The 22,951-nt window shown below is 43.3% G+C and carries 16 protein-coding genes; 9 read left to right on the top strand and 7 right to left on the bottom strand.

All coding sequences use genetic code 11. The features are described from left to right. Positions 1-86 precede the first annotated feature (86 nt). The 5 genes from prpF (at position 87) to AAEY72_RS01090 (ending at position 6,386) form a co-directional block, all read left to right on the top strand. Positions 87-1,346: a 2-methylaconitate cis-trans isomerase PrpF gene (prpF, locus tag AAEY72_RS01110; RefSeq protein ID WP_352309128.1), complete on the top strand. Its 1,260-nt coding sequence runs from the start codon at positions 87-89 to the stop codon at positions 1,344-1,346. Between the two features lie 22 nt (positions 1,347-1,368). Next, positions 1,369-2,115, top strand: a complete 747-nt coding sequence (locus tag AAEY72_RS01105; RefSeq protein WP_352309127.1) for a DUF4145 domain-containing protein — start codon at positions 1,369-1,371, stop codon at positions 2,113-2,115. 29 nt (positions 2,116-2,144) lie between these two features. Further along, positions 2,145-3,998, top strand: coding sequence for an ABC transporter ATP-binding protein (locus AAEY72_RS01100; RefSeq protein ID WP_352309126.1), 1,854 nt, complete (start codon positions 2,145-2,147; stop codon positions 3,996-3,998). Between the two features lie 72 nt (positions 3,999-4,070). Then, the gene (locus tag AAEY72_RS01095; protein ID WP_010200440.1) at positions 4,071-4,697 is read left to right on the top strand and encodes a GNAT family N-acetyltransferase; all 627 of its coding nucleotides are present in this window, start codon (positions 4,071-4,073) and stop codon (positions 4,695-4,697) included. 144 nt (positions 4,698-4,841) lie between these two features. After that, the gene (locus AAEY72_RS01090) at positions 4,842-6,386 is read left to right on the top strand and encodes a bifunctional 2-methylcitrate dehydratase/aconitate hydratase (protein WP_352309125.1); all 1,545 of its coding nucleotides are present in this window, start codon (positions 4,842-4,844) and stop codon (positions 6,384-6,386) included. Between the two features lie 137 nt (positions 6,387-6,523). Here AAEY72_RS01090 and AAEY72_RS01085 read toward each other — a convergent pair whose 3' ends face one another. Beyond that, positions 6,524-7,291 (bottom strand): SDR family oxidoreductase, encoded by a 768-nt coding sequence (locus AAEY72_RS01085; RefSeq protein WP_352309124.1) that lies wholly within the window; start codon positions 7,289-7,291, stop codon positions 6,524-6,526. 250 nt (positions 7,292-7,541) lie between these two features. Between AAEY72_RS01085 and AAEY72_RS01080 the strand changes: the two genes are divergently transcribed. Then, positions 7,542-8,924, top strand: a complete 1,383-nt coding sequence (locus AAEY72_RS01080; protein ID WP_352309123.1) for a DUF2868 domain-containing protein — start codon at positions 7,542-7,544, stop codon at positions 8,922-8,924. A gap of 66 nt (positions 8,925-8,990) precedes the next feature. After that, the gene (locus AAEY72_RS01075) at positions 8,991-10,652 is read left to right on the top strand and encodes a GTPase/DUF3482 domain-containing protein (RefSeq protein ID WP_352309122.1); all 1,662 of its coding nucleotides are present in this window, start codon (positions 8,991-8,993) and stop codon (positions 10,650-10,652) included. A gap of 25 nt (positions 10,653-10,677) precedes the next feature. On the opposite strand, the gene AAEY72_RS01070 is transcribed toward AAEY72_RS01075, so the two are convergent. The 3 genes from AAEY72_RS01070 to AAEY72_RS01060 form a co-directional block, all read right to left on the bottom strand. Continuing rightward, positions 10,678-11,703, bottom strand: a complete 1,026-nt coding sequence (locus AAEY72_RS01070) for an ArsA family ATPase (RefSeq protein WP_352309121.1) — start codon at positions 11,701-11,703, stop codon at positions 10,678-10,680. A gap of 51 nt (positions 11,704-11,754) precedes the next feature. Beyond that, on the bottom strand, positions 11,755-12,048 hold the full coding sequence (locus AAEY72_RS01065; protein ID WP_189582123.1) for a cory-CC-star protein: 294 nt from the start codon (positions 12,046-12,048) through the stop codon (positions 11,755-11,757). A 115-nt stretch (positions 12,049-12,163) separates the two neighbouring features. Continuing rightward, complete coding sequence (locus AAEY72_RS01060; RefSeq protein WP_210539282.1) at positions 12,164-13,846, bottom strand: carbon starvation CstA family protein; 1,683 nt, start codon at positions 13,844-13,846, stop codon at positions 12,164-12,166. Positions 13,847-14,159: 313 nt separating this feature from the next. Between AAEY72_RS01060 and AAEY72_RS01055 the strand changes: the two genes are divergently transcribed. After that, a complete protein-coding gene (locus tag AAEY72_RS01055; protein WP_189582129.1) occupies positions 14,160-14,828 on the top strand; it encodes a hypothetical protein in 669 nt (222 codons plus the stop codon). 90 nt (positions 14,829-14,918) lie between these two features. Further along, positions 14,919-15,482 carry a hypoxanthine-guanine phosphoribosyltransferase gene (locus AAEY72_RS01050; RefSeq protein WP_189582132.1) on the top strand — a complete coding sequence of 188 codons (564 nt, stop codon included), beginning with the start codon at positions 14,919-14,921 and terminating at the stop codon, positions 15,480-15,482. A gap of 78 nt (positions 15,483-15,560) precedes the next feature. On the opposite strand, the gene AAEY72_RS01045 is transcribed toward AAEY72_RS01050, so the two are convergent. The 3 genes from AAEY72_RS01045 to AAEY72_RS01035 form a co-directional block, all read right to left on the bottom strand. After that, entirely contained in the window at positions 15,561-16,082 is a 522-nt protein-coding gene (locus AAEY72_RS01045; RefSeq protein ID WP_352309120.1) for a MepB family protein, read from the bottom strand. Positions 16,083-16,136: 54 nt separating this feature from the next. Continuing rightward, positions 16,137-18,347: an exodeoxyribonuclease V subunit alpha gene (gene recD, locus AAEY72_RS01040; protein ID WP_352309119.1), complete on the bottom strand. Its 2,211-nt coding sequence runs from the start codon at positions 18,345-18,347 to the stop codon at positions 16,137-16,139. Positions 18,348-18,421: 74 nt separating this feature from the next. Beyond that, entirely contained in the window at positions 18,422-22,939 is a 4,518-nt protein-coding gene (locus AAEY72_RS01035; protein ID WP_352309118.1) for a UvrD-helicase domain-containing protein, read from the bottom strand. Between the last annotated feature and the right edge of the window lie 12 nt (positions 22,940-22,951).

Here is a 22,951-nt window from a genome sequence, read left to right as displayed (position 1 = left end):
AGTAATTTACAATACTGTGGTATTTTACCACAGATAATCAATATGAACGAATTTAATTACTTTAAGTCAGAAAAGGATGTCCAAGAATGACCCAAACCAACTCTAAATCAAAATTCGCCCCACAAATCTCAGTTCCGGCTACCTACATGCGCGGTGGCACGTCAAAAGGTACTTTCTTTAAATTATCCGATTTACCTGAGCGTTGCCAAGTTGCTGGCGAGTCGCGCGATAGTTTCCTATTGCGGGTTATCGGCAGCCCTGACCCTTATGGCAAGCAAATCGATGGCTTAGGTAATGGTAGCTCCAGCACGTCAAAAACGGTCATTTTATCGGCCTCTGACAAATCAGATCACGACGTGAACTATCTGTTTGGACAAGTCAATATCGCCAAGCCAATGATTGATTGGGCGGGAAACTGTGGCAACTTAACCGCAGCGGTTGGTGCCTGTGCCATTAATATGGGTCTGGTCGATACTGACAAAATCAATAACAGCATCGATGAAGGTGCTGAAAGCGGTATTTGTGAAGTACGCATTTGGCAAGAAAATATCGGTAAAACGATTATTGCCCATGTTCCCGTCTATAAAGACGCAAATGACAAAGTGCAAGTTCAAGAAACGGGCGACTTTGAATTAGATGGCGTGACCTTCCCAGCTGCTGAAGTCAAAATTGAATTTATCGACCCTGTAGATGCCACCAGCGATATGTTCCCTACTGGCAACTTGGTCGATGACTTCGATGTTACCGGCTGCGGTCTAAACGCTGATAGTGTCAAAGCCACCTTCATTAGCGCTGGTATCCCAACCATCTTTATGAAAGCGAAAGATTTGGGCTTTACCGGTACTGAATTGCAAGGTGATATCAACAGTGACGGTGAGCTACTTGCCAAGCTGGAGAAAATCCGTGCCACAGGCGGCGTGGCAATGGGATTGTTTAAAGATGTGAGCGAGGCGCAGACCAGCCAACACATTCCTAAAATCGCTTGGGTGGGCGCAGCACAAAGTTATACGGCCTCTAGTGGTAAATCGGTCGATGCAGATGAGATTGACTTAGTCGTACGTGCCATGAGTATGGGGCAATTGCATCATGCCATGATGGGTACAGCAGCAGTTGCTATCGCCGCCGCCGCAACCACACAAGGTACGCTCGTCAATCAAGCAGCTGGTGACGGTCAATCTGAAAAGCAGCTTAATGAAGTGCGTTTTGGTCATCCATCAGGTACGTTACTTGTCGGTGGCAAAACTGAACTGGTTGATGGACGCTGGCAAGCCAAAAAGGTATCGATGAGTCGCTCAGCAAGGCGTATCATGGTTGGTGAAGTTTTTGTGCCAGCGGATGCTTTTTAACTAAAAATTAAGGTATCAAGGCATGAATAGAGATCTATATAAGCGGCCATTTACCGTAGATGACCCACCTGATTATAATTGCCCTAAGTGTAATATTGGACTTTTACGAATTAAAGAAAATAGCTTTGAAGAATTTGCAGAACTTGATGCAAAAGAAATGCAGAATAAACATGAGCTTGATCCAGACTGGATTGATTATATTTTTCACTGCATTTTTGAATGTAATAACCATAAATGTGCTAGTAAAGTTGTATGTACAGGACGCGGAAACGTGGATTTTGATATAGACGTCGATGAGTTTGGTAGTCAATTACAATATTGGTATAGCGATTATCGACCATTATTTTTCCATCCAAATCTCAAGTTAATCGCTATCCCAGAAGATACACCTGCTGATATCGAAAAACTACTAAATCAGTCATTTGAATTGTTTTTTACCTCTCCTTCTGCGGCAGCTAATTTAGTAAGAATCGCTATTGAAGGTATTCTTACAGATCAAGGAGTCGAGGAGATGAGGAATTTGCATAGAAGGATTGAAAAGTTACCAGAAAAGCATGAGAGTTTAAAAACTAAGTTTTTTGCACTAAAGTGGTTGGGCAATGCCGGAAGTCATTCAGACAACGAGTTAAGTTTGGATGACACGATGGATGCTTATGAAATGGTTGAGTATGTGCTCTCGAAGGTATACTACTCTGCCCCTGATAATCTAGATAAATTGGCGAAAGAGATAAACGATTTAAAGGGTCCAAAAAAGAGAGTTTTTCTTTAACTGTAAGAGTGAGCTTTACACAAAAGCATATGCCAACGTCTCCCCAACCACGCCGCGTACAGTTAAATAAAAAACCTCCGATCAAGAAAACTGAACGGCGGGCATTGCTGTGGGATATCCTCAAAAAGCTTGCCGTCTTTGCTGCGCCTTATAAAACCTTAATTATCGCCACTTTAATATTAACAGTGCTTGGTTCGTTTACCGCTCAGGTCAACGCCTTTGTATTGCGTTATACCGTTGATACCTTGACCGAAATTGCCACGCTTGCTGATCCATGGCAGGCTGGTCTACGGATGCTAGGGATTATTAGTGCGGTGCTCTTGACCAAAGAGATACTGTCGATATTTATCTCTTTTGGTCAGCGCTTTTTTGGCGAAAAGATTCGTATTAACTTGTCTCGCGACTTGTCCCAAAAAATCATTGAGCGCATTCTCACTTATCGCATGGCTTTTTATACCAGTAGTGAAAACGACAGCGGCAAATTGCAAACGCGTATTGATTATGGGGTCAGTAGCTTAACCAGTTTAGTGCAAAACTTCTTTATCGATATGCTGCCGCTGTTTGCCAGTGCGATCGTCTCACTCATTATCATGTTTTCGACCAATTTTTGGATTGGTCTGGTCGGTCTTATTATCATTCCGATATATTTCTTCATCAGCCAAAAACAAGCGCGGCGTCTGCAAGGCTTCCGTCGTCAGATGCGTGGCTATAGAGAAGCTAAGAGTGGGTTGGTTATCTCGCTGATTAACTCTATCAGCGTGGTGAAATCCTTTGTCCGTGAATCTATTGAGGCTGAGAAGCATTTAACCATTCAAAAAGAGATGACCGACAATCAGCTGCGTATTCGCAGTATCGGTTTTATTTATGATGCGATAAAGACCTTTATCGAGCAGATTGGTGTGGTGGTTATCATTCTTCTCACGGCTTATTTTGTGTTAAAAGGCGAGATGACGATTGGCATGATTTTGTTTCATGTCATGCTGTTCCAAAACGTCGCGGCCCCTATCCGTCAATTGCATCGCATCTATGATCAGATTAATAACGCCCTGACCTATGCCGAAGGTTTTTTTGAGATATTAGAAGATAACGAGCAAGTTGAAAATATCACTGGCAGAAGTAGTCAAGATTTAAAAGGTCACATTGAGCTAAAAAACGTCGATTTTACCTATCCTAATGGTACACAAGCACTAAAAGATGTCAGCTTTACTATTAAGCCAAATCGTATCACTGCACTGGTGGGCCTCTCCGGTGCTGGCAAGAGTACGATTATTAGCTTATTGGTAAAGTTTTACGCGCCGGATGCTGGCATGATATGCTTAGACGGGCATAATTTAGCCGACTGCGATACGCATGAATTGCGTCAAAATATCGGTCTGGTACTACAAAGCAATCATATTTTTTCCGGTACGATTAGCGAAAATATCCGTTATGGTGATATGAATGCGACTGATGAAGATATTATCATTGCAGCAAAAAAAGCCTCCATCCATGAGCAAATCATTAATTTATCTAAAGGTTATGAGAGCACCGCAAAATCCCTATCAGGCGGTCAACAGCAGCGTATCGCCTTGGCAAGGATGTTTTTAAAAGACCCACCTATTGTGTTTTTGGATGAGCCAACCGCCAGCCTCGATGCGATTGCCAGCCAACAAGTGAAGAAAAGCCTAGATCTCATCAAAAAAGATCGAACCGTGATTATGGTCTCACACAATATTGCCCAAATCATCGATGCTGATGACTTGGTCGTGATAGAAGATGGTCGCGTGGTTGAGACCGGTACGCATGAGGCACTTTATGCCCAGCGTGGCAAATACTTTGAAATCTTTAGCGCCATGTCTGATAGCCTAAACTTAGACAAGATCAGCCAGACCCTAAACGGTTAGGAATGGTTAATACCTGCCTAAATCGTTATAATGCCCATTATTTTACCGCCTATTGCCAGAAGCTAGCCCACTATGACTTGTGAATTTTCTATAAAAACCTTTGACGAGCTGACCGCAGTTGATCTTTATCATATTTTAAAAGCGCGCTCGCAGGTCTTCGTTGTCGAACAAAACTGTGCGTATCAAGATATGGATGAGGTGGACTTTGATTGTCTGCACTTAGTTGCGCATAAAAATGAAACGCTAATTGGCTATTGCCGCATCATTCCACCTGAATTCAATAAGCTGAAGTCAAATCTATCAGTCGCCGACCCTGCGGTTAAGACCAATCATACGTCTATGCCTGCCATCGGTAGAGTGCTGGTATTATCAGAGCATAGAGGGGACGGTCTAGCACGGCAGATGATGAATCAAGCCATTGCGCACTGCCGCAAAAAGTATGGTAAGAAGCGCCCGATTATACTCTCTGCACAGGCTTACTTACTCAGCTTTTATGAGTCTTTGGGTTTTGTGCCTGAAGGCGAGCATTACCTTGAGGACAATATCGAGCATGTGAAAATGGTGCTATACGTTGCTAAGAAAAACAAAGTCAAAAAAGAGAGCACGGATACCGCGACAACGACGACCAAAATTTTGGGATTTTTGCTGTTTATTATGGCTGCTTTGTTTATTTTAGGTCTGCTGTATTTAATGATTTAAACGGCTGCTAACGTCTTAATTCTTAACATAATTCAATTTGGTTGTTCCATATTGAGTATGCTACTTTTAAATGATGACTGCTTTAAAAGGATAACCAAGATAATTGGTTAAAGAAGTAGCACACTCAAGGAAAAGGAGACGACCATGTCAAATAGCAACTCAGATACAACCAATTCGGATATAAGTAGTGCGACAGTAGAAAGCAACGTCCGTCCAGAATATGACGATGAAATCCAAAAAATCGCCGACTATGTTTTAACTTACTCTATCGATAAAGACTCCGAAAACAGTGATGACGCTTGGAGTACCGCTCGTTACTGTTTGATGGATACACTGGGCTGCGGTTTACTGGCGCTACGTTTCCCTGAATGCACCAAGCACTTGGGGCCCGACTGCCCTGATCAAATTACCCCAAATGGCGCTCGTGTGCCCGGCACGAATCATCGCCTCGACCCTATCAAAGCCGCCTTTGACATAGGCTGCATCGTACGCTGGCTAGACTATAACGATACATGGCTGGCGGCTGAATGGGGACATCCATCAGACAATCTCGGTGGTATTTTGGCAGTCGCAGATTATATTAGTCAGCAAAACGTCAGCCAAGGTCGCGCACCGCTCACCATGAGAGACGTGCTCGAATCGATGATTATGGCGCATGAAATCCAAGGTGTATTGGCGCTAGACAATTCCTTTAACCGCGTTGGTCTTGACCATGTATTCTTAGTCAAATTGGCCTCAACTGCGGTCGTCGCCAAGCTCTATAACCTACCCCGTGAGCGCATCATGGCGGCTATCTCACAAGCCCTCGTCGATGGACAAGCACTACGCACCTATCGTCATGCGCCCAATGCAGGGAGCCGCAAGTCTTGGGCAGCAGGTGACGCGACCAGCCGTGCGGTACGCTTGGTAGATATCACCAAACGCGGTGAGATGGGTATTCCTGGGGCACTAACCGCACCGCAGTGGGGATTCTATGATGTGTTGTTTAGCCACACCAATAAGGACTTAGCCACCAAGCCCGAAAACGAGCGTCGCTTTACCTTCCAGCGTGACTTTGGCAGCTATGTCATGGAAAACATCTTATTTAAGATAAGCTTCCCCGCTGAGTTTCACGCGCAGACGGCATGCGAGGCGGCCGTTATTTTGTACCCACGTATCGAAGATAAAATTGATGACATCGAAAAAATCGTTTTGACGACCCATGATTCAGCGATTCGCATCATCTCAAAACAAGGCGAGCTTGCCAATCCTGCTGACAGGGATCATTGCTTGCAATATATGGTGGCTGTGCCGTTGCTCACAGGAGACCTAATGGCAGAGAACTATGAAGATGATTACCATGAGCAGCATCATATATTGATCGATGAGTTGCGCAGCAAGATGGTGGTAGAGGAAGATCCGCGGTATTCAAAAGACTATCATGACCCAAGCAAACGTTCGATTGCCAATGCCATTCAAGTATTTTTCAAAGATGGCACCAGTACCGATAAGGTCGCTGTAGAATATCCTATCGGTCACAAACGCCGCCGTGAAGAAGGTTTGCCTGTATTAGAAGCCAAGTTTCGAGCCAGCCTGGCGACACGTTTTATCGACAGTCGCTGCGAGGCTATTTTTGCGTTATGCAGCGATAAAAAACGCTTGGAGCAGACACCCGTGCATGAGTTTATGGACTTGTTTATGGTGAACTAAGCATTTGTACACCTAGAGATTTACGCTTAATTTATCCTTGTATTATCAATAAAATAGGGCGTGTCGTTATCATGATAACGACACGCCCTATTTTATTCTATTGAATTGAATCAATTTCAATGTTCAATCGTTTGGCGCTACCAAGGTATAGATTCCCCTGCCCAATCAACAAAGCTGCCAGATTGCGCAGCCGTCATGCGGCTTAGCACTTCTAATAAGCATTCTGCACTATAGGCCGGCGAGAATAACTGACCGTCAGCCACATTACCTTGAAAAGGCGCTGACAGTTGCGTGTTGACTGTTCCGGGCTGCATGACGACCACACACACATCCTTTAGCGACCGTGACCATTCGATACTTAAACTTTTCATACCCATATTGAGTGCCGCCTTGCTCATCCTATAGCTATACCAACCGCCCAACTGATTGTCACTGATACTACCGACTCGTGCAGAAATAGTGGCAAAAACGGCAGGATTGTCATTACTACGCTCAGATTTGGCCAATAAAGGTTTAAAGTGCTTAGCAATAAGCAGACCGGCTAAAGCATTGACCTGCATATTTATTAAGAAAAAATCTGTCTCAATTTGCCGTAGTGATTTTTCGGGTTGCTGCGTCGCGGTATGCAAAAGCCCTGCACAATTGATAAGCCAATCAATATGGCTAGTATGCTGGCTAATGACATCCGCCGCTTGTTTGATACTTTGTTCGTCACAGATGTCCATGGGCACCCAATAGAGATTGTCCGCTGCAAAATCAGGAACACTTTTGTGATAAGTGGCAAAGACGCGCAGGTTGTCCTTGTCTGCATCATTATTGTTGGCCGTGCTCTCTACCAATTGCTCTACCATGGCTTTGCCAATGCCACCTGTACCGCCGATGATTAAATAGGTTTTGGTACTCATAACGATTCCTTTTTTTGGTTCTTCTTTAACAGTGTATTGATCACCTGTATCGTTGTTGTCATCGTTGCTATCATTCATTCTGGCTGATTTTTATCACCTTTACCATGACAAAAATGCTTAATAATGGCTCATTTAGTTAGCATTGGTTTGTGAGGCTGCAAAATAACAGCAGTAATCGTCATTATATATACGCTACAATAATCAAAAATTGTCTTCTAAATGAACGCTTTTATACGGATATTATCACCTTATGCTCTCACCCCAAGATCAATTGACTGAGCTGGTACGCACGCTTGAGACGCAGCAACATGTCTTTGCCACTGACCCGCTATTAATCACGGAAAAACTGCAAAATGAGGATGGAAAATCCGTCCAAAAACTGCATCGCCGTGCCTCACGTATCGATAGTAATGGCGCGCTGGCACGAGTATTGGGCAAGATTGATGGGCGCATCAAGGGCATCATGGTGGTCATGAGTGTGGTGTGGTGCATCTCGGGGTTTTTAGGATTATTTACCTTACTACAAGCCAATGTCGTCAATTTCTTTTATGTCTTGGTCTGTTTGCTTGGGTTTCATACCCTTATGCTGGCTGGTTGGTTAGTCATGGCCTTGCTTAACCAAGGTCGTCAGTCGCCCAGCTGGTTTGCGAGTTTTGTTAGCCCTAGTTATCTTATCCGTGGTAAGGACGATGTCACCCAAGCGGCGGTTGACTTGTACGAGCGTCAATTACAGCATAGTGGTATGCGCTGGTATTTGGGTCGTTTTAGTCATCAGTTATGGCTTGCCACCTTAACCGGCATGCTCTTTGCGATTATATTCTTATTGATTGTGCGCCAATATAGCTTTAGTTGGGAGTCGACGCTGCTATCCGATCAGGCACTGATCACCCTCACTCAAGTGCTTGGCTGGCTACCCAGTATGGTCGGATTTGGTGTACCTGACAATGCTGCTATCGTGCAGAGTCGACTGGTGACTGATGCCATGCCATTGTCTGTCGCGCGGCAATGGGCAAGCTTGTTAATTGGTAGTTTGCTGATGTATGGTATCGTGCCACGGGCGATAGCGTGGGCGTTTTGTGCTTTTATGTTCCGTCGTAAAAAAATGCGTTTGGATATCAAGCTGCCTTATTATCAAAAAATCCTAAATTTTTGGCAGCGTCATGTGGTTGATGCCGACGATTTTACTGAGGTAGCGGCGCCTATCGCTCCAAAGGCAACTGTCAGCGCTGGCAAGAAGCTGGTTGCGCTACTGGAATATCCTTCAGAGCAAGATAACTGGTGGCAAAAAGGTCTGGATGCCAATACTGATGATAATAGTGAGATAGAGAATTTCGGCATCGTTGATGACCGTGATGATATGGATCGATTAACAGTGTATCTAAAGACCCATCCAGTACAAGTCTTGCTCGGTATTCATAGCAAAGCCCTCCCTGATCGTGGCACGCTACGCAAGCTCGATCAAATTGCGGCGCATGCTAAAGACGGGCTGATTGTGCAGCTACTTAATGATGCGCCTGGCACTACTGACGCCTTACAACAAAAAGTTTCGCAGCAACAAAATGTGCGATATCAACAATGGCAAACAGCTCTATCAGCACGAAAGATTGGCTTGGTAAGTACTTATACTGCTTAATAAAAAACGATAATAACTTTTTCAAATTTTCACCAGACTCTAATAAATATAATATGGGATCAGATGATGGATAATAATAAAACGAAGAATGAGCCTGTCGGTCTCTTCGCCGACAAGGCCTTAAAAGATGAGCCTATCAACATAGAAAATTCAACGACAGCACCTACCCAGCCTATTAATATTAATAAAACCAGTGCTAGCCATACAGCCAACGTCGCCACTTCCATTGATACCAGTTCTAATTCTAATTATGAAGTAGAAGATTCAACAAATCGCGAGAGTAAGAAAACCACGATAGCCAGCGGTGAGGCATTAAAATTGGCAGTGGTCGGTCATACCAATACGGGTAAGACCTCTATTTTGCGTACCTTATTACGTGACGTGTATTTTGGTGAAGTCAAAAACGAAGCCGCGACGACACGCCATGTCGAACGCGCCCAATTGATCGATAGTCAGACTGGTGAAGTATTGGTGGCGTTATATGACACCCCAGGTTTAGAGGACGCATCGGGATTGATGGATTGGTTGGAGGACAATACCGCCAGTCGTCGCGATGGTATTGAACGTCTACAGCAATTTTTGGCAGCAGATATCGCTCAAGGTGGTGATGCGTTAAGTAGCAATGAGGACTATAGCCAAGAAGCCAAAGTTATCCGCCAATTGCTGGCAAGTGATATGGCGGTTTATGTCGTCGATGCGCGTGAACCAGTATTGGGTAAATACAAGGACGAATTGACCATTTTATCGTGGGCAGCGATACCTGTTATGCCGGTGTTCAATTTTACTGATAGCCAAAATGCCAATATTGATGAGTGGCAGACCATGCTGGCAAGACGCAATCTGCATATCTCTACACGTTTTGATTCGGTTGCTTTTGAGTTCGAAGATGAAATGCATTTGTGGCAAAACCTTGCGACCATGCTCACCCATTCAGAAATGCTTGAACAGCTCATGCAGAGACGCACAGAAGACTGGGCACAGCTATATGATGAGGCTAATATCATCATTGCGGATTTTTTATTGAACGTTGCCGCTTTCGTGCGTGAGATTAGCGATGATGACGACCCGATGCCAGTATTGCAGCAAATGCAAGAAGCCGTTAGGCAAAGTGAGCGCGCGATGCAGCATAACCTGCTTAATTTATATAAATTTTATGACAATGCAGTGGCAGCAACGCCGCTTGAATTACAAGCGTATCAGCAAGATCCTTTTGACCCTGAACTGCTTAAAAGCTATGGCATTCGTACGACATCGGGCGCGGCAGCTGGTGCACTGCTCGGATTGGGCATTGATGCGGCAGCACTTGGTACGACGTTGGGCTTGGGTGCAGCAATAGGCGGTATCGCAGGTGGGCTATTATCAAATACCAGTAGTATCGCCGACCGGATTACTGGGGTAAAACGCTTATACATTGACCCTGCGACTCTTACCTTGCTCGCCACTCGTGCGATAGATTTACTCACTGCCCTACGCCATCGTGGTCACGCTGCGACTGATGCCACGCAGCTATTATACAAAGGTGATAAAGATAGTAACGATCTGTCTGGAGAAGACAATAACGTGACACCATGGCCAACGAATAAGCTACCAAGCGAGCTTAAAAAAGCACGGGGCAAACCACAATGGTCATCGCTCAGTAGTGGTAAAGCAGAGCTTGCCCAAAGTTTGCGGCTCGACATGGCATGGTCGCTTTCAGGGAAGTTACAGTCGTATAAGCGTGAGTCATAAATTGCTAGCGAACTATCTATGTACTCTATGCATTTAACAACGCACTCAATGCTTCAGTGCCGCGTACGTCAGTTTGCTGCAGATAAATTGGATATAGCGGATAATTAGCAAAAATCTTGTCAATATCTTGCATCAGCTGCTGCTGGCGCTCAGCACGGTGGCGCCAAAACTCATCAGACTGTGCGGGTGCGATGAGCTGATTGATGACTATCGCTGCTGGCATGAGTTTGCTGTCTTCTAACTGTTCGATAGCACGTCTGGTCTCAGCCAATGGTAAAACATCGGCAGTCATAACCAATACGATCGCCGTTTGGGTACGGTCATGTAGTAGTGCTCCCGCCTGACTAAACAACTCTTTACGTTTCTCCAGCACCGATACTGCTTGCTCCCAGCGATCAGATTTCTTTGCGGCAAACGGATTGGCAACATCGTTTTTGAGGCTGTCTGTTTGATCGCCCTTTTGATTGTGACTGTCCAAATGTGTTGCTACCGAGCGCAGTTTCGCCTGTCGCCGTTGCTGTGCCAGTAGACCATCCGTCCATGCACCCATCATCTCTGGTAGTACCAGCAATCGTAAGGTATGACCTGTCGGCGCGGTATCAAATATTATATGATCATAACCAGCATGTGCCGCCTCGACTAAATGGTGGCACATGGATTCAAGCATCGCTGCTTCTTGGGCGCCGGGTGCCGACTTAGATAGTCGTAGATGCTCACGAATTTTTGGCATCATATCTGGATTGGCATAGGATTTAATCGTACATTCAACTTGAGCAAAGTGGGCATCGATGATCACGTCAGGGTTTAACTCAATAGCATCTAGATAAGGCGATATCGTAGTTTTTTCGTTCTTTAGACGCATATTGAGCACATCGCCCAAGCTATGTGCTGGATCGGTCGAAACAATCAGTGTCTTTTGCTGCTGGCTTGCATAGTAGCTGGCTAGTGCAGCAGCAGTGGTGGTTTTCCCCACGCCGCCCTTCCCACCGATAAATATAATCGGCTGCGTCGCCAGCTGCTCTACCAATCCATGTAAAGGGTGTAATGCCATATTTTTATCTCGTTATTCAATCAATACTTATTTTTTATAATCAACAAATTCTTAGCAGCAACCAACATGGTCAAATGGACATCTATCCATCCCCATACGCGTGTGCCATTCGTGGAAATTTTCTAAAAACAATGGCTGTAGCTCTAGTGTATAAAAGCTGGCTGGGTTATCAATTCCCAAGCTCTCAGCAAACATAAGCAACATAAAAAAATCTTCTTCATCACGAGCAGCGCGCGCCATCGTCTGTCGATAAGGCGCATGGTAAAACTCATTCAATCCAGCCACAAACCGTTGCCACCATGGTTGGGTGTTTTCTAGCTCATTTGGTGTGTTTTCGTCGTCCATAATGACCTCTTATTTTATTTAATACTTATAATCCATCATGCCTATCCGATACAAAAAACGCCAGCAATTGCTGCTAGCGTTGTTTGTTAGATAGACATTCAGTATGATTTAGCGTTTAAGCGTCGCCGCTTTTACCTCTGTGTAGCGACCATTCTTTACGCAATACCGATAGACTCTCAAATGTCACTAAAATCGTGGCCACCAATATAATGATATCCATAATGATAAGTAGCCAATTACCATCAGTAAAGAAGGTTTTGAGCTGAATCAGCAGTGCAAATACGGTCATAACTAGTAAAAATGATAATGGTGCTAAGGTATACCAGACTGGTTTGCCTTTACGTAACAAAATAACAGTGACAATCATGAGTGTTAGTGCCGCCATTAACTGGTTAGTCGTACCAAATAGTGGCCAGATAATCATACCACCAGCACCATCGATACCACCGGCACCAAATGCCAATAGCAAGCAGCTTCCGACAGCCAATAGTGTTGCGACGACACTTTTATTCAGTACAGGCAACTTGTAAATCTCACCAACTTCTTGGAAGATATAACGTTGCAAACGTACGCCAGTATCCATTGTAGTACCTGCGAATAGTGCAGCCATTACCGTCAGCATCGTCTGTGATAGCACCATATCGATGCCGACGCCCGCATTCAAGATGGTCGCACCGCCATCGATAAAAGCACCAATAGAGCCATCGCCAAATTTTTGGTAAACTGCTTGCCAATCACCAAGAGTAGCAAAACCTGCCGTTGCCGCCAAAATTGCACCGAGTGCGAGCATACCTTCACCCAACGCACCGAAATAACCAACGAAACGAACGTCTTCTTCTTTATCAATCTGCTTGGATGTCGTACCTGTCGCGACCAAACCATGGAACCCTGATATCGCACCACAAGCAATTGTCACAAATAACAATGGCATGAGTGACGGCGTGCCAATTGGCAACGCGGTGTTAATAGCGGGCGCGACAATATTTGGCGTAGCAATAAAAATAGCAGCATACAGCAGAATCAAACCGACAAATAGCTGCAGGCCATTGATATAATCGCGTGGTTGCAACAGCATCCAGACAGGTAATAATGAGGCGACCGCCGCATAACCAAACAAAATAAGAATCCAGACAGCGTTATCAGGTAAACCCATGACGGTTTCAGGTAACACAATAGGGAACATAGGGCCAAGATAGATCAGCCCATATAGAGCACTTACTCCGATAATTGATACCCAGACCAAATTCATCTTGTAGCGATAAATACACTGTCCAATGATAAAGGCAACCACTAAGGCACCCCAGACTGGTAACACAGCAGATGGGGTTTTGATCATCATATTAGCAATAGCAACACCAAATACAGCATTCACCATTAGTAACAATAAGAAAATAACGACCATCATCAAGCTACGGACACGTGTGCCCATAACATTACCAGCGATAGAGCCAATCGACTGACCTCTATTGCGCATACTCGCCCAAATGGCCGACATATCATGCACACCAGCCATAAAAATAGTGCCCAATACTACCCAAATGATGGCAGGCACCCAGCCCCAAATAACCGCAATAGCAGGACCAATAATCGGTGCAGCCCCTGCTACTGACGTAAAATGATGCCCCCACAATACATACTTATTGGTAGGCACATAATCTACCCCATCTTTCATTGTATGTGCAGGCGTTGGACGACTGTTGTCCAATGCTAAAATTTTGGTGGCGATAAATTTTGAGTAAAACACGTAACCGCAGAGCATAGCAGCCACAGCGAATACCAGTACAATAGCACTATTCATCTTATCTCTCCCTAGACAAGTATCAGTAGCCTTATAAGTTCAAGCTTTTTGAATTAAAATATGAAAAATATGCTAAATTAGTATGCGATGATTGACTCAGCTCACCTATCGTTTAGCTAAATCCTAGCAATTTGTAAAACTATTGCCAATCAATAAAGTCATGCAAAAGTCATGTATTTTATAACTAGGTCATGTCACTAATTCGCATCTCGTGTGATGAGCCTAAGATTAAAGACTTTGTTTAAATAATAACCGATTTGACGATAAATGTAATGCTAGTAAGACATAAAAAACAACAAATAAAGGAAGTATCATGGAACATTATTTTGGATTCGTACCTTCAGATAAATTAAAAGCATTAATCATTGAGGCCGAACAAGTCATTGCTTCAAATGAGCAAGTGGATTATTACCCGTATCGCGATGCGCTTACGCATCAGACGGCTCGCGACCTTACAGATAACTTATTGGTTGGCTTGGTAGATATTATTCCTAATCCCGAGCGTCAAGCCTCTATGCGAAAAATTGTTGTAACGATTGAGCGTGCGACCGATACTCTACTCAATATTTTATTGGGTAAAGAAAACAATGAAGAAGTGCTTCCTAGCTTTCATTTTCTAAGGGATCGTGCCACATTTATCGACAATGAAGGTGTCAAGCGTATAGGTTTCAAATTGTCAGATTCAGATGCAAAGACCATCGATGAAGGTTTTGCCGCTATTACACCTGAGCATGTGGATAGAGCGAAGTTCAAAACAGCACTCGAAACTGTCAATGAAGAGACGCTTACCCACTTTGTCAGTCGCTTTGCTGAAACGTTGAAGCTCGGCATGATCAAACGTAAGTCTGTGCCAGTTGCCAAAGCCGCCATTGATAAAGGAATGAGCATGGCGCTGAACAAGTTATTGCCGGACCTACCTGATACATCACTGAATCGTTTGGCCAATTATTACCGTCCATTCATTGTAAAAAAGCCATCATAATAAAATTTATATTCTTATTAAAAAGGTAGTGTTGGGCAAATTTGCTAAAATTTGCTAAAATAGGCGGCACTTTTATCCAAGGCGCAACTCATGACCCAAATTAGTAATCAAGAAATTGAAAAAACCCTACGCAACTCAGAGTGCCTTATCAGCAGTATCGAAGTAGCCGCTGCTTATGAGCGCCTTGCAGCGCAGCTCAACCTACATTATGTGGGTTTAAACCCAATCGTTATGGTCGTTATGAACGGTGGTCTTATCCCAGCCGGTCAACTGCTTACTCACCTTACTTTCTATCATCGCATGCATTATATTCATGCCTCACGCTATCGTGATAACGAAGGTACCAGTGAGCTTGATTGGAAATTTAAGCCTGATGTTAACATCGAGGGCGAACACGTTTTATTGATTGATGATATTTTTGACGAAGGCATCACTCTAAAAGCCATCGTTGAAGAACTGGGTAAAGAAAAGCCATTGTCTATCGAGTCTTGCGTCCTACTCAATAAGCAACACGATCGTAAAGTTGAAGGGTTTGACGTTGATTTTGTGGGTATTGATGTTGCTGACCGTTACGTCTATGGTTGTGGTATGGATTTTCATGGCTACTTGCGCCATCTGCCTGGTATCTATGCAATCAAAGAAGGCAAAATTTAAGTCTTATACTTTAAATGCTTAAAAATATTTGAGTTCTAAAAAAGCATCCAAATTGGATGCTTTTTTATTGCTTAGATTTTATAACTCATACAATGCTCGTATTTTTTCTGTAGGTAGCATGCCTGTATCAGTAACCGTGAAGAAATAATCGAGCTGCCAATTCTGAGTCTTTACAGCAGTATTACTGGTTGGCTTATCCCAGCTAGGATACACCCTCATACCCATCTTACCTTTTGTAAAATGAGATTGAAGAATATTATGTCTAAGTAAGACATTTTTTGGAAAAACAAACTGACCAAATGTATGATTGTCTTTAAATGTCGTGATTACTAACAAGTCTGGTGATTGATCATATTGGAAAGGTTGATTAATGCCTGTGGTGTCCTTTTCCCAAAAAGTAACGAACTGCCCTATTTTGGTAGTTGTTTGCTTAGCCACTCTACCTCTAGCTGTTTTAATAGCCGACCGAGAGGATAAGGTAAATAATCCTGCTGCGTATTCAGAGTTTTGTACCTCTTGTTTAATTGAGGATACAATGAATTGGTGAGGTTCATAAATGATTGTATTAACATGATCTAGCACACTATCAAAGGTATGCAACTTTAACCCTCCTTTTATATATCTTGTACTTTCATGTCCTGTAATACTTATCTATTAAAGCTTAGAAAACTGTAATGCCAAGCCCGTATGGCGCTCAGTTGGTGTTTTGATAGCGCGTTCGAAAGCTTGCTTGGTACTATAAATGGTCACTTGTTTCTTAGCACGAGTCACTGCTGTATAGATAAGCTCTTTACTCAATAATCTTGCATGACTATTATCAAAAGTAATCGCTACATGATCAAACTCAGACCCCTGCGACTTATGAATAGTCATGGCATATGCGGTGGCGATGACTTCTTCATTCAGTAAATTGACCGCAATTCCCTGTGTTTTATTCTCAAAAAACACTTTTAGTCGGCTTCTATCATCGCTGGTCTGCAAGCAAAAACCAATATCACCATTAAATAGCCCAAGCTCATAGTTGTTTTGTAAAACCATAACAGGTCGACCATGGAACCATGTGTTTTGACCCAATGGTAGTTTTAGCTCAGCAAGATGCCACTGGGTGAGATAGTTATTAATATAATGATCGCCCCATTCACCATTGTGGCCCGCAGTTAAAATTCTGAACTGATTAAAGGTTTCCATTAGTGAGGTAATTGTGGCTTTTACTGATTCTGGCATGGATTTTTCTACCGGATTTTCCAGTAAATTTCGAATTTTATTTACGTACGGATTGTAATCATGGGCGATTTTTAATGATAATTTTTTATTGCCTAGGCTATTTTTTATTTGATTATCTGATATAGACTCCGCTTGCAACGTATTCACATACTGAAAGCTCAACGCTTCATCTTGTCTTAACAACTTCCAAATGGCCTGCGTATCTACCTCTACTTTATTAATTTGCGAGGCAAGCTTCCCTATTCCTGACTCGGCGCTAAATCGGCGGCTTTCGGTTAGCTCTGCGTGAATAGATTGCAGTAGTGGAATACGGCAAAGATCAGCCAGTACAGCCCCCGCATCTACCGCTGCTAACTGGTTCGCATCGCCTAATAGTATCAACCTTGCACCCGGTTTTATCGCACTCACAAGATAATTGGCCAACTCGACCCCGAGCATAGATGCTTCATCAACGATGATAATATCTTCACCCAGTGGGTTATCAGCATTGTAACGAGGTCTACCTGTTCGGCCGATACCTAGCAGACGATGAATGGTTTTGGCTTCTTGCAACTGTAGCTTAACATTCGCCGCGTCTAGAGCCGCCTGCAGAGACTCTTGCATTCGCTGGGCGGCTTTACCAGTCGGTGCGGCCAATGCCAAACTGGCACTGTCCGTACTGAACCGAATATGCTCAGCCCCATCTCCCCCACTCTCTGTCGCTTGCTGCAGCGCAATGACCAATTGAGCCACGGTATATGTTTTACCTGTACCTGGGCCACCGGTAATAATACTAAACGCATTATTATTAGCGACATTGATCGCTTTCACTTGGTGTTCATGAAGGTTTTCAGGTATTGCTATCTGTAAAGGGCTTACTTGCTGACTTAAGATATTATTGATATTTTTTGCTAAATTAAATTCCGCTTGCCAAGCACGGTGTAACCAAAAGGTGAGCGATATTTTTGTCTCATTATCTGTTTCGATTTTTTTCATTTGGTATATGATAGGTTTATTTTTACTTAGGCTATTTTTCTTATTATTACTATCAGTATTCGCATCAACATTAGCAAATAACGTATGCTCATGAATTGACTGAAGGAAAGTCGTTAAGTCCGTATTTTTTAGGCGCTGATATAGCATAACTATCGTATCAAACCGTTTGACCATCATTTCTTTTTCATGGCTGCTAAGTGCTAACTGCGCCCATAGCTGAGCTCGTTTACTAAACAAAGTATCTAATGAGCCAAATAATGGCAGCTCAATTGAAGAGTCGTCTTCTGATGGCGTGTCTATTTGAGCATCCATCAATGCGAGTATCGGCGTTGCCATCATCTCTAGTAAGTTTTGCTGCCATGCATATAGTGCGACCAACTCACCATTGATTTGACCTTGTAGCGGTGTGTCATGCTTAGCTGCCTCAATGGTCAATACGGTATGACCCTCCTCCAAATGAGTGGCCAACATAATGAATAGAGCCGTAAATAAGCCTTTATCCTCTGTCTTACCGATATGCTTACTCTCAGCCTCTACCTTTATGTCTGTCACGTTATATGCTACATGCGTTTGCTGGCGGCGTAGCAAAATATAATCACTGAGATTACTTGCCCAGCTCTCTTGTAAGCTAATGGCTGACTTGCTCTTATTGTTATTATTACTCATCGTGTGCTTGTCTCTTTTTAATCTGATTAAATGTTATAACAATGTTTGCCCATTTAAGTGTTATATAAAGTTTATTAATCCGGCAGGCCAAATAGTGCGTCTAAACCTTTAATAAAGTCGATAGAAATATCCCAAGTGACCAATCCATAGCAGTTATGATTCTCTAAATTGTTACTGCTAGGCTTATTATTATCTTGAGATGTAGTGTCAGCGATTTTAGCATTTGGATCATATACGCCGCGTAAAAACACGTACTCTACAGCGCCTAAGTACTTATCTTCGTTACCCGTATAATCACTGACTCTCATGGCAAGGAATCGATGTAATGCCACTTGATAAATCGCTGCTTGTAACCAATACCCTGCTTTGGACATTGCTTTCTTTAGCGTATTTTCATTATAATCGCTTAGGCTATTTCCTAAAAAGTTACTCTTATAATCGACCACATAATACTTGCCAGCATGCTCATACACCAAGTCAATCTCACCACGCAAATAACGATATAGATGTGCTTTGTTTTGTGGCACTAGAGTGACGTGTTTATCTGTCTCATCAGGTAAGTACTGTTGAAAAAGCTTACTGATATCCTGTGCTTTAAACCTTTCTGAAAGCCCCATATTGAACTCTAACTCAGCAAATCGCTTACCTTTATTAAGAGATATCAAAGGTTGGTTGGAAGATAATAATGGCGCATGTAGCACTTCTTCGATCCAATTGATTAATGCCTCATGCTTTGTTGTATCTATTGACTCAAGATCAAACCCATCACTATTTCTTTGTTTCTTGCCTTGTGATCTGCGGCTTTGCTGTTCAGCACTACTATATATCAGCGGCAATTGATAGCTACTAATCGCTCTATCAATAACCTGAGACCACTGGGCTTTATTGGTGAAATCAATCTGTTCAAATATCTCATGTAAAAACGTACCGGCATTGGCACCTTTTACAAAGGTAAAACGAATATCATCCTCTGACTTGAGACTGAGTTCACTGTTTTGTTCTCTAAATTCATCGTTATTAAGTAAAGAGATATCCGAAACTGTAGACTCTGTCATATCAATGTCTATCGCATCATCAATACGCTCATCCACTATCGCCCTTGCTTGTGTAGATTCATCTAGCTGACGTGCCAAAGCGGTAAAGCTGGTCTTAGCCCAACCATAAAAATAATTGGTTTTCATCACCTCAGAAAATGGCGCGTACTCAATAGCCTCTGTTGTAGGCTTATGAGCATTTGACGTGGTAGTAGACAGCTGAACACTGTCATTTATACCTGCTGAGTCAGCATCATTGCTTACGTAATTATTGTCATAAAACTCATTAACCTTATGCCCTCTGAGCATGCCTATGGTACCTTTGAGTCTATCAGGTAATTCAAACTTGGCCTCCTCGGAGTCAAACCAATAAAACATCGGCTTTAGCTCGAACCCTGTCTTGTTACTCGGATCTCGTAACACAACATAAAGCTGCTCACTGGCTCGAGTAAATGCCACATAGCCAAGCCGTCTTATCTCATCAAAACCCTCCTGTGTCTCGATATCGGTATAGTAACCCTCATCCGTGGCAGAGCCTTGCAATGGTGAGAAGCGGCGCTGATTACCCGATTGATTATCTGTCGACTGCTGTAATAACGCTGAGGGCGCTTGTTGCGCGTTGTATAGATACAGCCCATAGTCTTCCTTATTCCCAGATTTCCTACTGGCATCACCCATTCCCAATACATAGACAATAGGGAACTCAAGCCCTTTTGACTTATGAATGGTCATCAGTTGCACGCCAGATTCTGTCGGTAGCGGATATTGCTTAGCCCAATCACTATTAGGCGCTGCATCTATATGCTGCCTGAACCACGCCAGTAGCTCATGCTCACCCATACCGAGGCCGTACTGCGCCAAGATATCCATCACATGACGCAAGTCCATGATATGACGGTCACCTTCTGGATGAGCAGCTAAGGCCTGCCATACGCCTTGCGGCTGCACGGAACTTTTATCTAATAAATAATGTAGCGCCGATAATATGCCAAAGTGCTGCCAACGCTGTGCACCTTCTTTTAGATAGGTAATAAAGTCTTGATAGCTCTTTTTATTATCAGTAGCTTCATTGGCTGGGAGGTCTTTCGAATTAGAGTTTTGTGAATGGAAGCTTGTTGTACTGCTGCCCTCAGTAACGCCTGACTCATGATCCCTCATCATGGCTTTGATGTTTTTGATACTCAGCCCATATAGATGACTGGTCAATACCCGATTAATCATGTCATGACGATACGGGTAGAGCATGGCATTTAGCAATGCTGCCACATCTTCTGCCATAATAGTCTCAAAGATACTGACATCACTGGTGGTCAAGGTCGGCACATTAAGTTTTACCAGCTCGTCTTCAACGCGTTTCAGATCTTTTTTGGCACGTGCTAGCACCCCAATATCACTCGGCTGAATCGGCTTACCTTTAAGTGTCTGACCACTATTAAGCAAAGTGGCTATATGGCGAGCTGTTATCTCATGTTCATCGTAATCAAACTCTTTGTCCTTGTCATAAGGCAGGTGCAATAAGCTCACTGGCTGAGCAGAAAGCACCTCTGTCACCAGCACATCATCCAGACTATTTGACGCATTAAACCAAGACAGCTCATATTCCGGTTTTGCCGCTTTGATATGTTGGTAGTGAATACCAGTACCCAATTGCGACAGCTTATTCTCAGCAGTTGTGGCATCAGCCATACCAAACCAGCAGTTCAATGCGTTAATCACACCGGCATTTGAACGGCGATTGATATCAAGCGTCCAAAGAGCGCTTTTATCAAACTGGGCTTTCATATAGTTGTAGTTGGCCACATCGCCACCACGAAACCCATAAATAGCCTGTTTGGGATCACCAACCAATAACAGAAACTCATGATTGGCTTTCTTAGTAGTTGCCTGTTTATCACTGTCCGACTGTTTGCGCTTATTCTTTGGCAAGTAGATGCTTTCAATCATAGTGGCTTGCTCGCCATTGATATCTTGCGACTCATCAATCAACGCCACAGGATAGTGATGACGAATATAACGCGCCAGCTTGTCTCCTTGGCGACCAGTTAATGCTTGGTTTAAGCGTACCATTTGCAAACTAAAAGTCGTCTCGCCACGCTCTTCTAAAATGACTGGCAGCCTATTACGCACAGCTAGCACAATATGGCGGTTAAGATTGGCCAATACCAACAATATATGCTGATTTAAACTGTCTAGCATATCTAAGAGAACCATTAACTTACTAATGGTTTCTAGCTCAAAAAGCGTCTGATGCTCTTTTTCTTTATTCTTATTAAAGTTCTTAATTTTGCCATTTTCATCTGGATATCTGGCATCTTGCAATGATGTCAAAATCTTATTCTCGCTCTCATTTAAATAGCTATTAAATGCTAGCTGATACTGCGATATCTTTTGATGCACCTCGATAATGACATCAAACTGTTTAAATAAGTTAGAACGTCCATTGAAGCCTTGAGACTTTCTATAATCAGGATTTAAATAAGGCTGGATATCGGCTAAATCTAACTGAGAAAACTCATTGATTAGCTTTTCGTATGCATCAAAATCAAAGCTTTTCTCATGCCTTATCTCATCAATCGGCGCAGAGATAAAATTAAGCGATCGAGTCACATATTTCTTATGATCGCCAACTGCAGTCAGCTTACCTTGCTGATCCATTAGCGCGTAAAGTTTAGGCTGCTCATAGTATAAGCGGCTCTGAAACTGACGCAGCTCATCATGGATAATACTGTCAGTCACCTGTTCAATACTGCTGTCTTCAATAATCCCCATACCCTGCTGGTGACCAGTTTCGCTACTGTACTCCGTCAACCATTTTTGCGCCAAGCTATCAAGCGTGCCTACGAACAGCTTATCCAATGTGGTGAGTACCAGTGCCGTACGCCTGATAGCTTCCGCCATGGGGTAACTGTACACGTGATCGAGCAAATAACCGACGAGATGCAAGTTAATAGGATCTTGCATGATGCCATCTAAACGCACATATTTGGCCTGATTAACCAACCAATCTTCACGGTCTTTCTTTGCTTGTTTATGTTTCTCTGCCGCCGCTTGCTTATAAGCAGCAAGGTCTTGATTTAAATCGTCAATACCTGTCTCAACGTTTGCGTCTACGTCTGCATTACTGCCTGCTTTTGTATCTTTATTACTCTCAGGCATAACCTGTAGTATGTTGGGATAGAGACTCTCTTTATTGCTAGTATCAGCACTTAGGCTATTGACCCATTGTAATAGCTGATAAAAATCTACCAAACGATCGTGGATACGCTGACGCATTTCGGCAGCGGCAGCTCGAGTAAAAGTCGTGGCAATGATTTGCTCTGGCGCACGTCGCGCTTCGATCAGTAGGCGCAGTACAATACCGGTCAACGTCCAAGTTTTACCCGTGCCCGCTGAGGCTTCAATCAGGTGTTTACCCGTCAGATCAACATCGACTGCCGGTATAACATCATTTTTACGTTCAGGCACAGCAGATAAAGTCAGCTCATCTGAATATTCATCAAATAAATCTGATTGTGTAAATGAGTCAGTAGTATTGGTTGGGTCGGTAAAGTCTGTCATATGGGCGCATAC

Source organism: Psychrobacter sp. W2-37-MNA-CIBAN-0211 (genome assembly GCF_040309405.1).
Classification (GTDB): domain Bacteria; phylum Pseudomonadota; class Gammaproteobacteria; order Pseudomonadales; family Moraxellaceae; genus Psychrobacter; species Psychrobacter glaciei.
The sequence above is the reverse complement of the archived record's forward strand: the minus strand, read 5'-3'. Positions and strand labels throughout refer to the sequence as shown.

Excerpts from the sequence above, each read along its gene's own strand:
- AAEY72_RS01095 (WP_010200440.1), top strand. The coding sequence starts at position 4,071 with ATGACTTGTGAATTTTCTATAAAAACCTTTGACGAGCTGACCGCAGTT.
- recD (WP_352309119.1), bottom strand. The coding sequence starts at position 18,347 with ATGAGTAATAATAACAATAAGAGCAAGTCAGCCATTAGCTTACAAGAG.
- AAEY72_RS01100 (WP_352309126.1), top strand. The coding sequence starts at position 2,145 with ATGCCAACGTCTCCCCAACCACGCCGCGTACAGTTAAATAAAAAACCT.
- AAEY72_RS01070 (WP_352309121.1), bottom strand. The coding sequence starts at position 11,703 with ATGGCATTACACCCTTTACATGGATTGGTAGAGCAGCTGGCGACGCAG.
- AAEY72_RS01075 (WP_352309122.1), top strand. The coding sequence starts at position 8,991 with ATGGATAATAATAAAACGAAGAATGAGCCTGTCGGTCTCTTCGCCGAC.
- AAEY72_RS01080 (WP_352309123.1), top strand. The coding sequence starts at position 7,542 with ATGCTCTCACCCCAAGATCAATTGACTGAGCTGGTACGCACGCTTGAG.
- AAEY72_RS01085 (WP_352309124.1), bottom strand. The coding sequence starts at position 7,291 with ATGAGTACCAAAACCTATTTAATCATCGGCGGTACAGGTGGCATTGGC.
- prpF (WP_352309128.1), top strand. The coding sequence starts at position 87 with ATGACCCAAACCAACTCTAAATCAAAATTCGCCCCACAAATCTCAGTT.
- AAEY72_RS01105 (WP_352309127.1), top strand. The coding sequence starts at position 1,369 with ATGAATAGAGATCTATATAAGCGGCCATTTACCGTAGATGACCCACCT.
- AAEY72_RS01090 (WP_352309125.1), top strand. The coding sequence starts at position 4,842 with ATGTCAAATAGCAACTCAGATACAACCAATTCGGATATAAGTAGTGCG.
- AAEY72_RS01050 (WP_189582132.1), top strand. The coding sequence starts at position 14,919 with ATGACCCAAATTAGTAATCAAGAAATTGAAAAAACCCTACGCAACTCA.
- AAEY72_RS01055 (WP_189582129.1), top strand. The coding sequence starts at position 14,160 with ATGGAACATTATTTTGGATTCGTACCTTCAGATAAATTAAAAGCATTA.
- AAEY72_RS01035 (WP_352309118.1), bottom strand. The coding sequence starts at position 22,939 with ATGACAGACTTTACCGACCCAACCAATACTACTGACTCATTTACACAA.
- AAEY72_RS01065 (WP_189582123.1), bottom strand. The coding sequence starts at position 12,048 with ATGGACGACGAAAACACACCAAATGAGCTAGAAAACACCCAACCATGG.
- AAEY72_RS01060 (WP_210539282.1), bottom strand. The coding sequence starts at position 13,846 with ATGAATAGTGCTATTGTACTGGTATTCGCTGTGGCTGCTATGCTCTGC.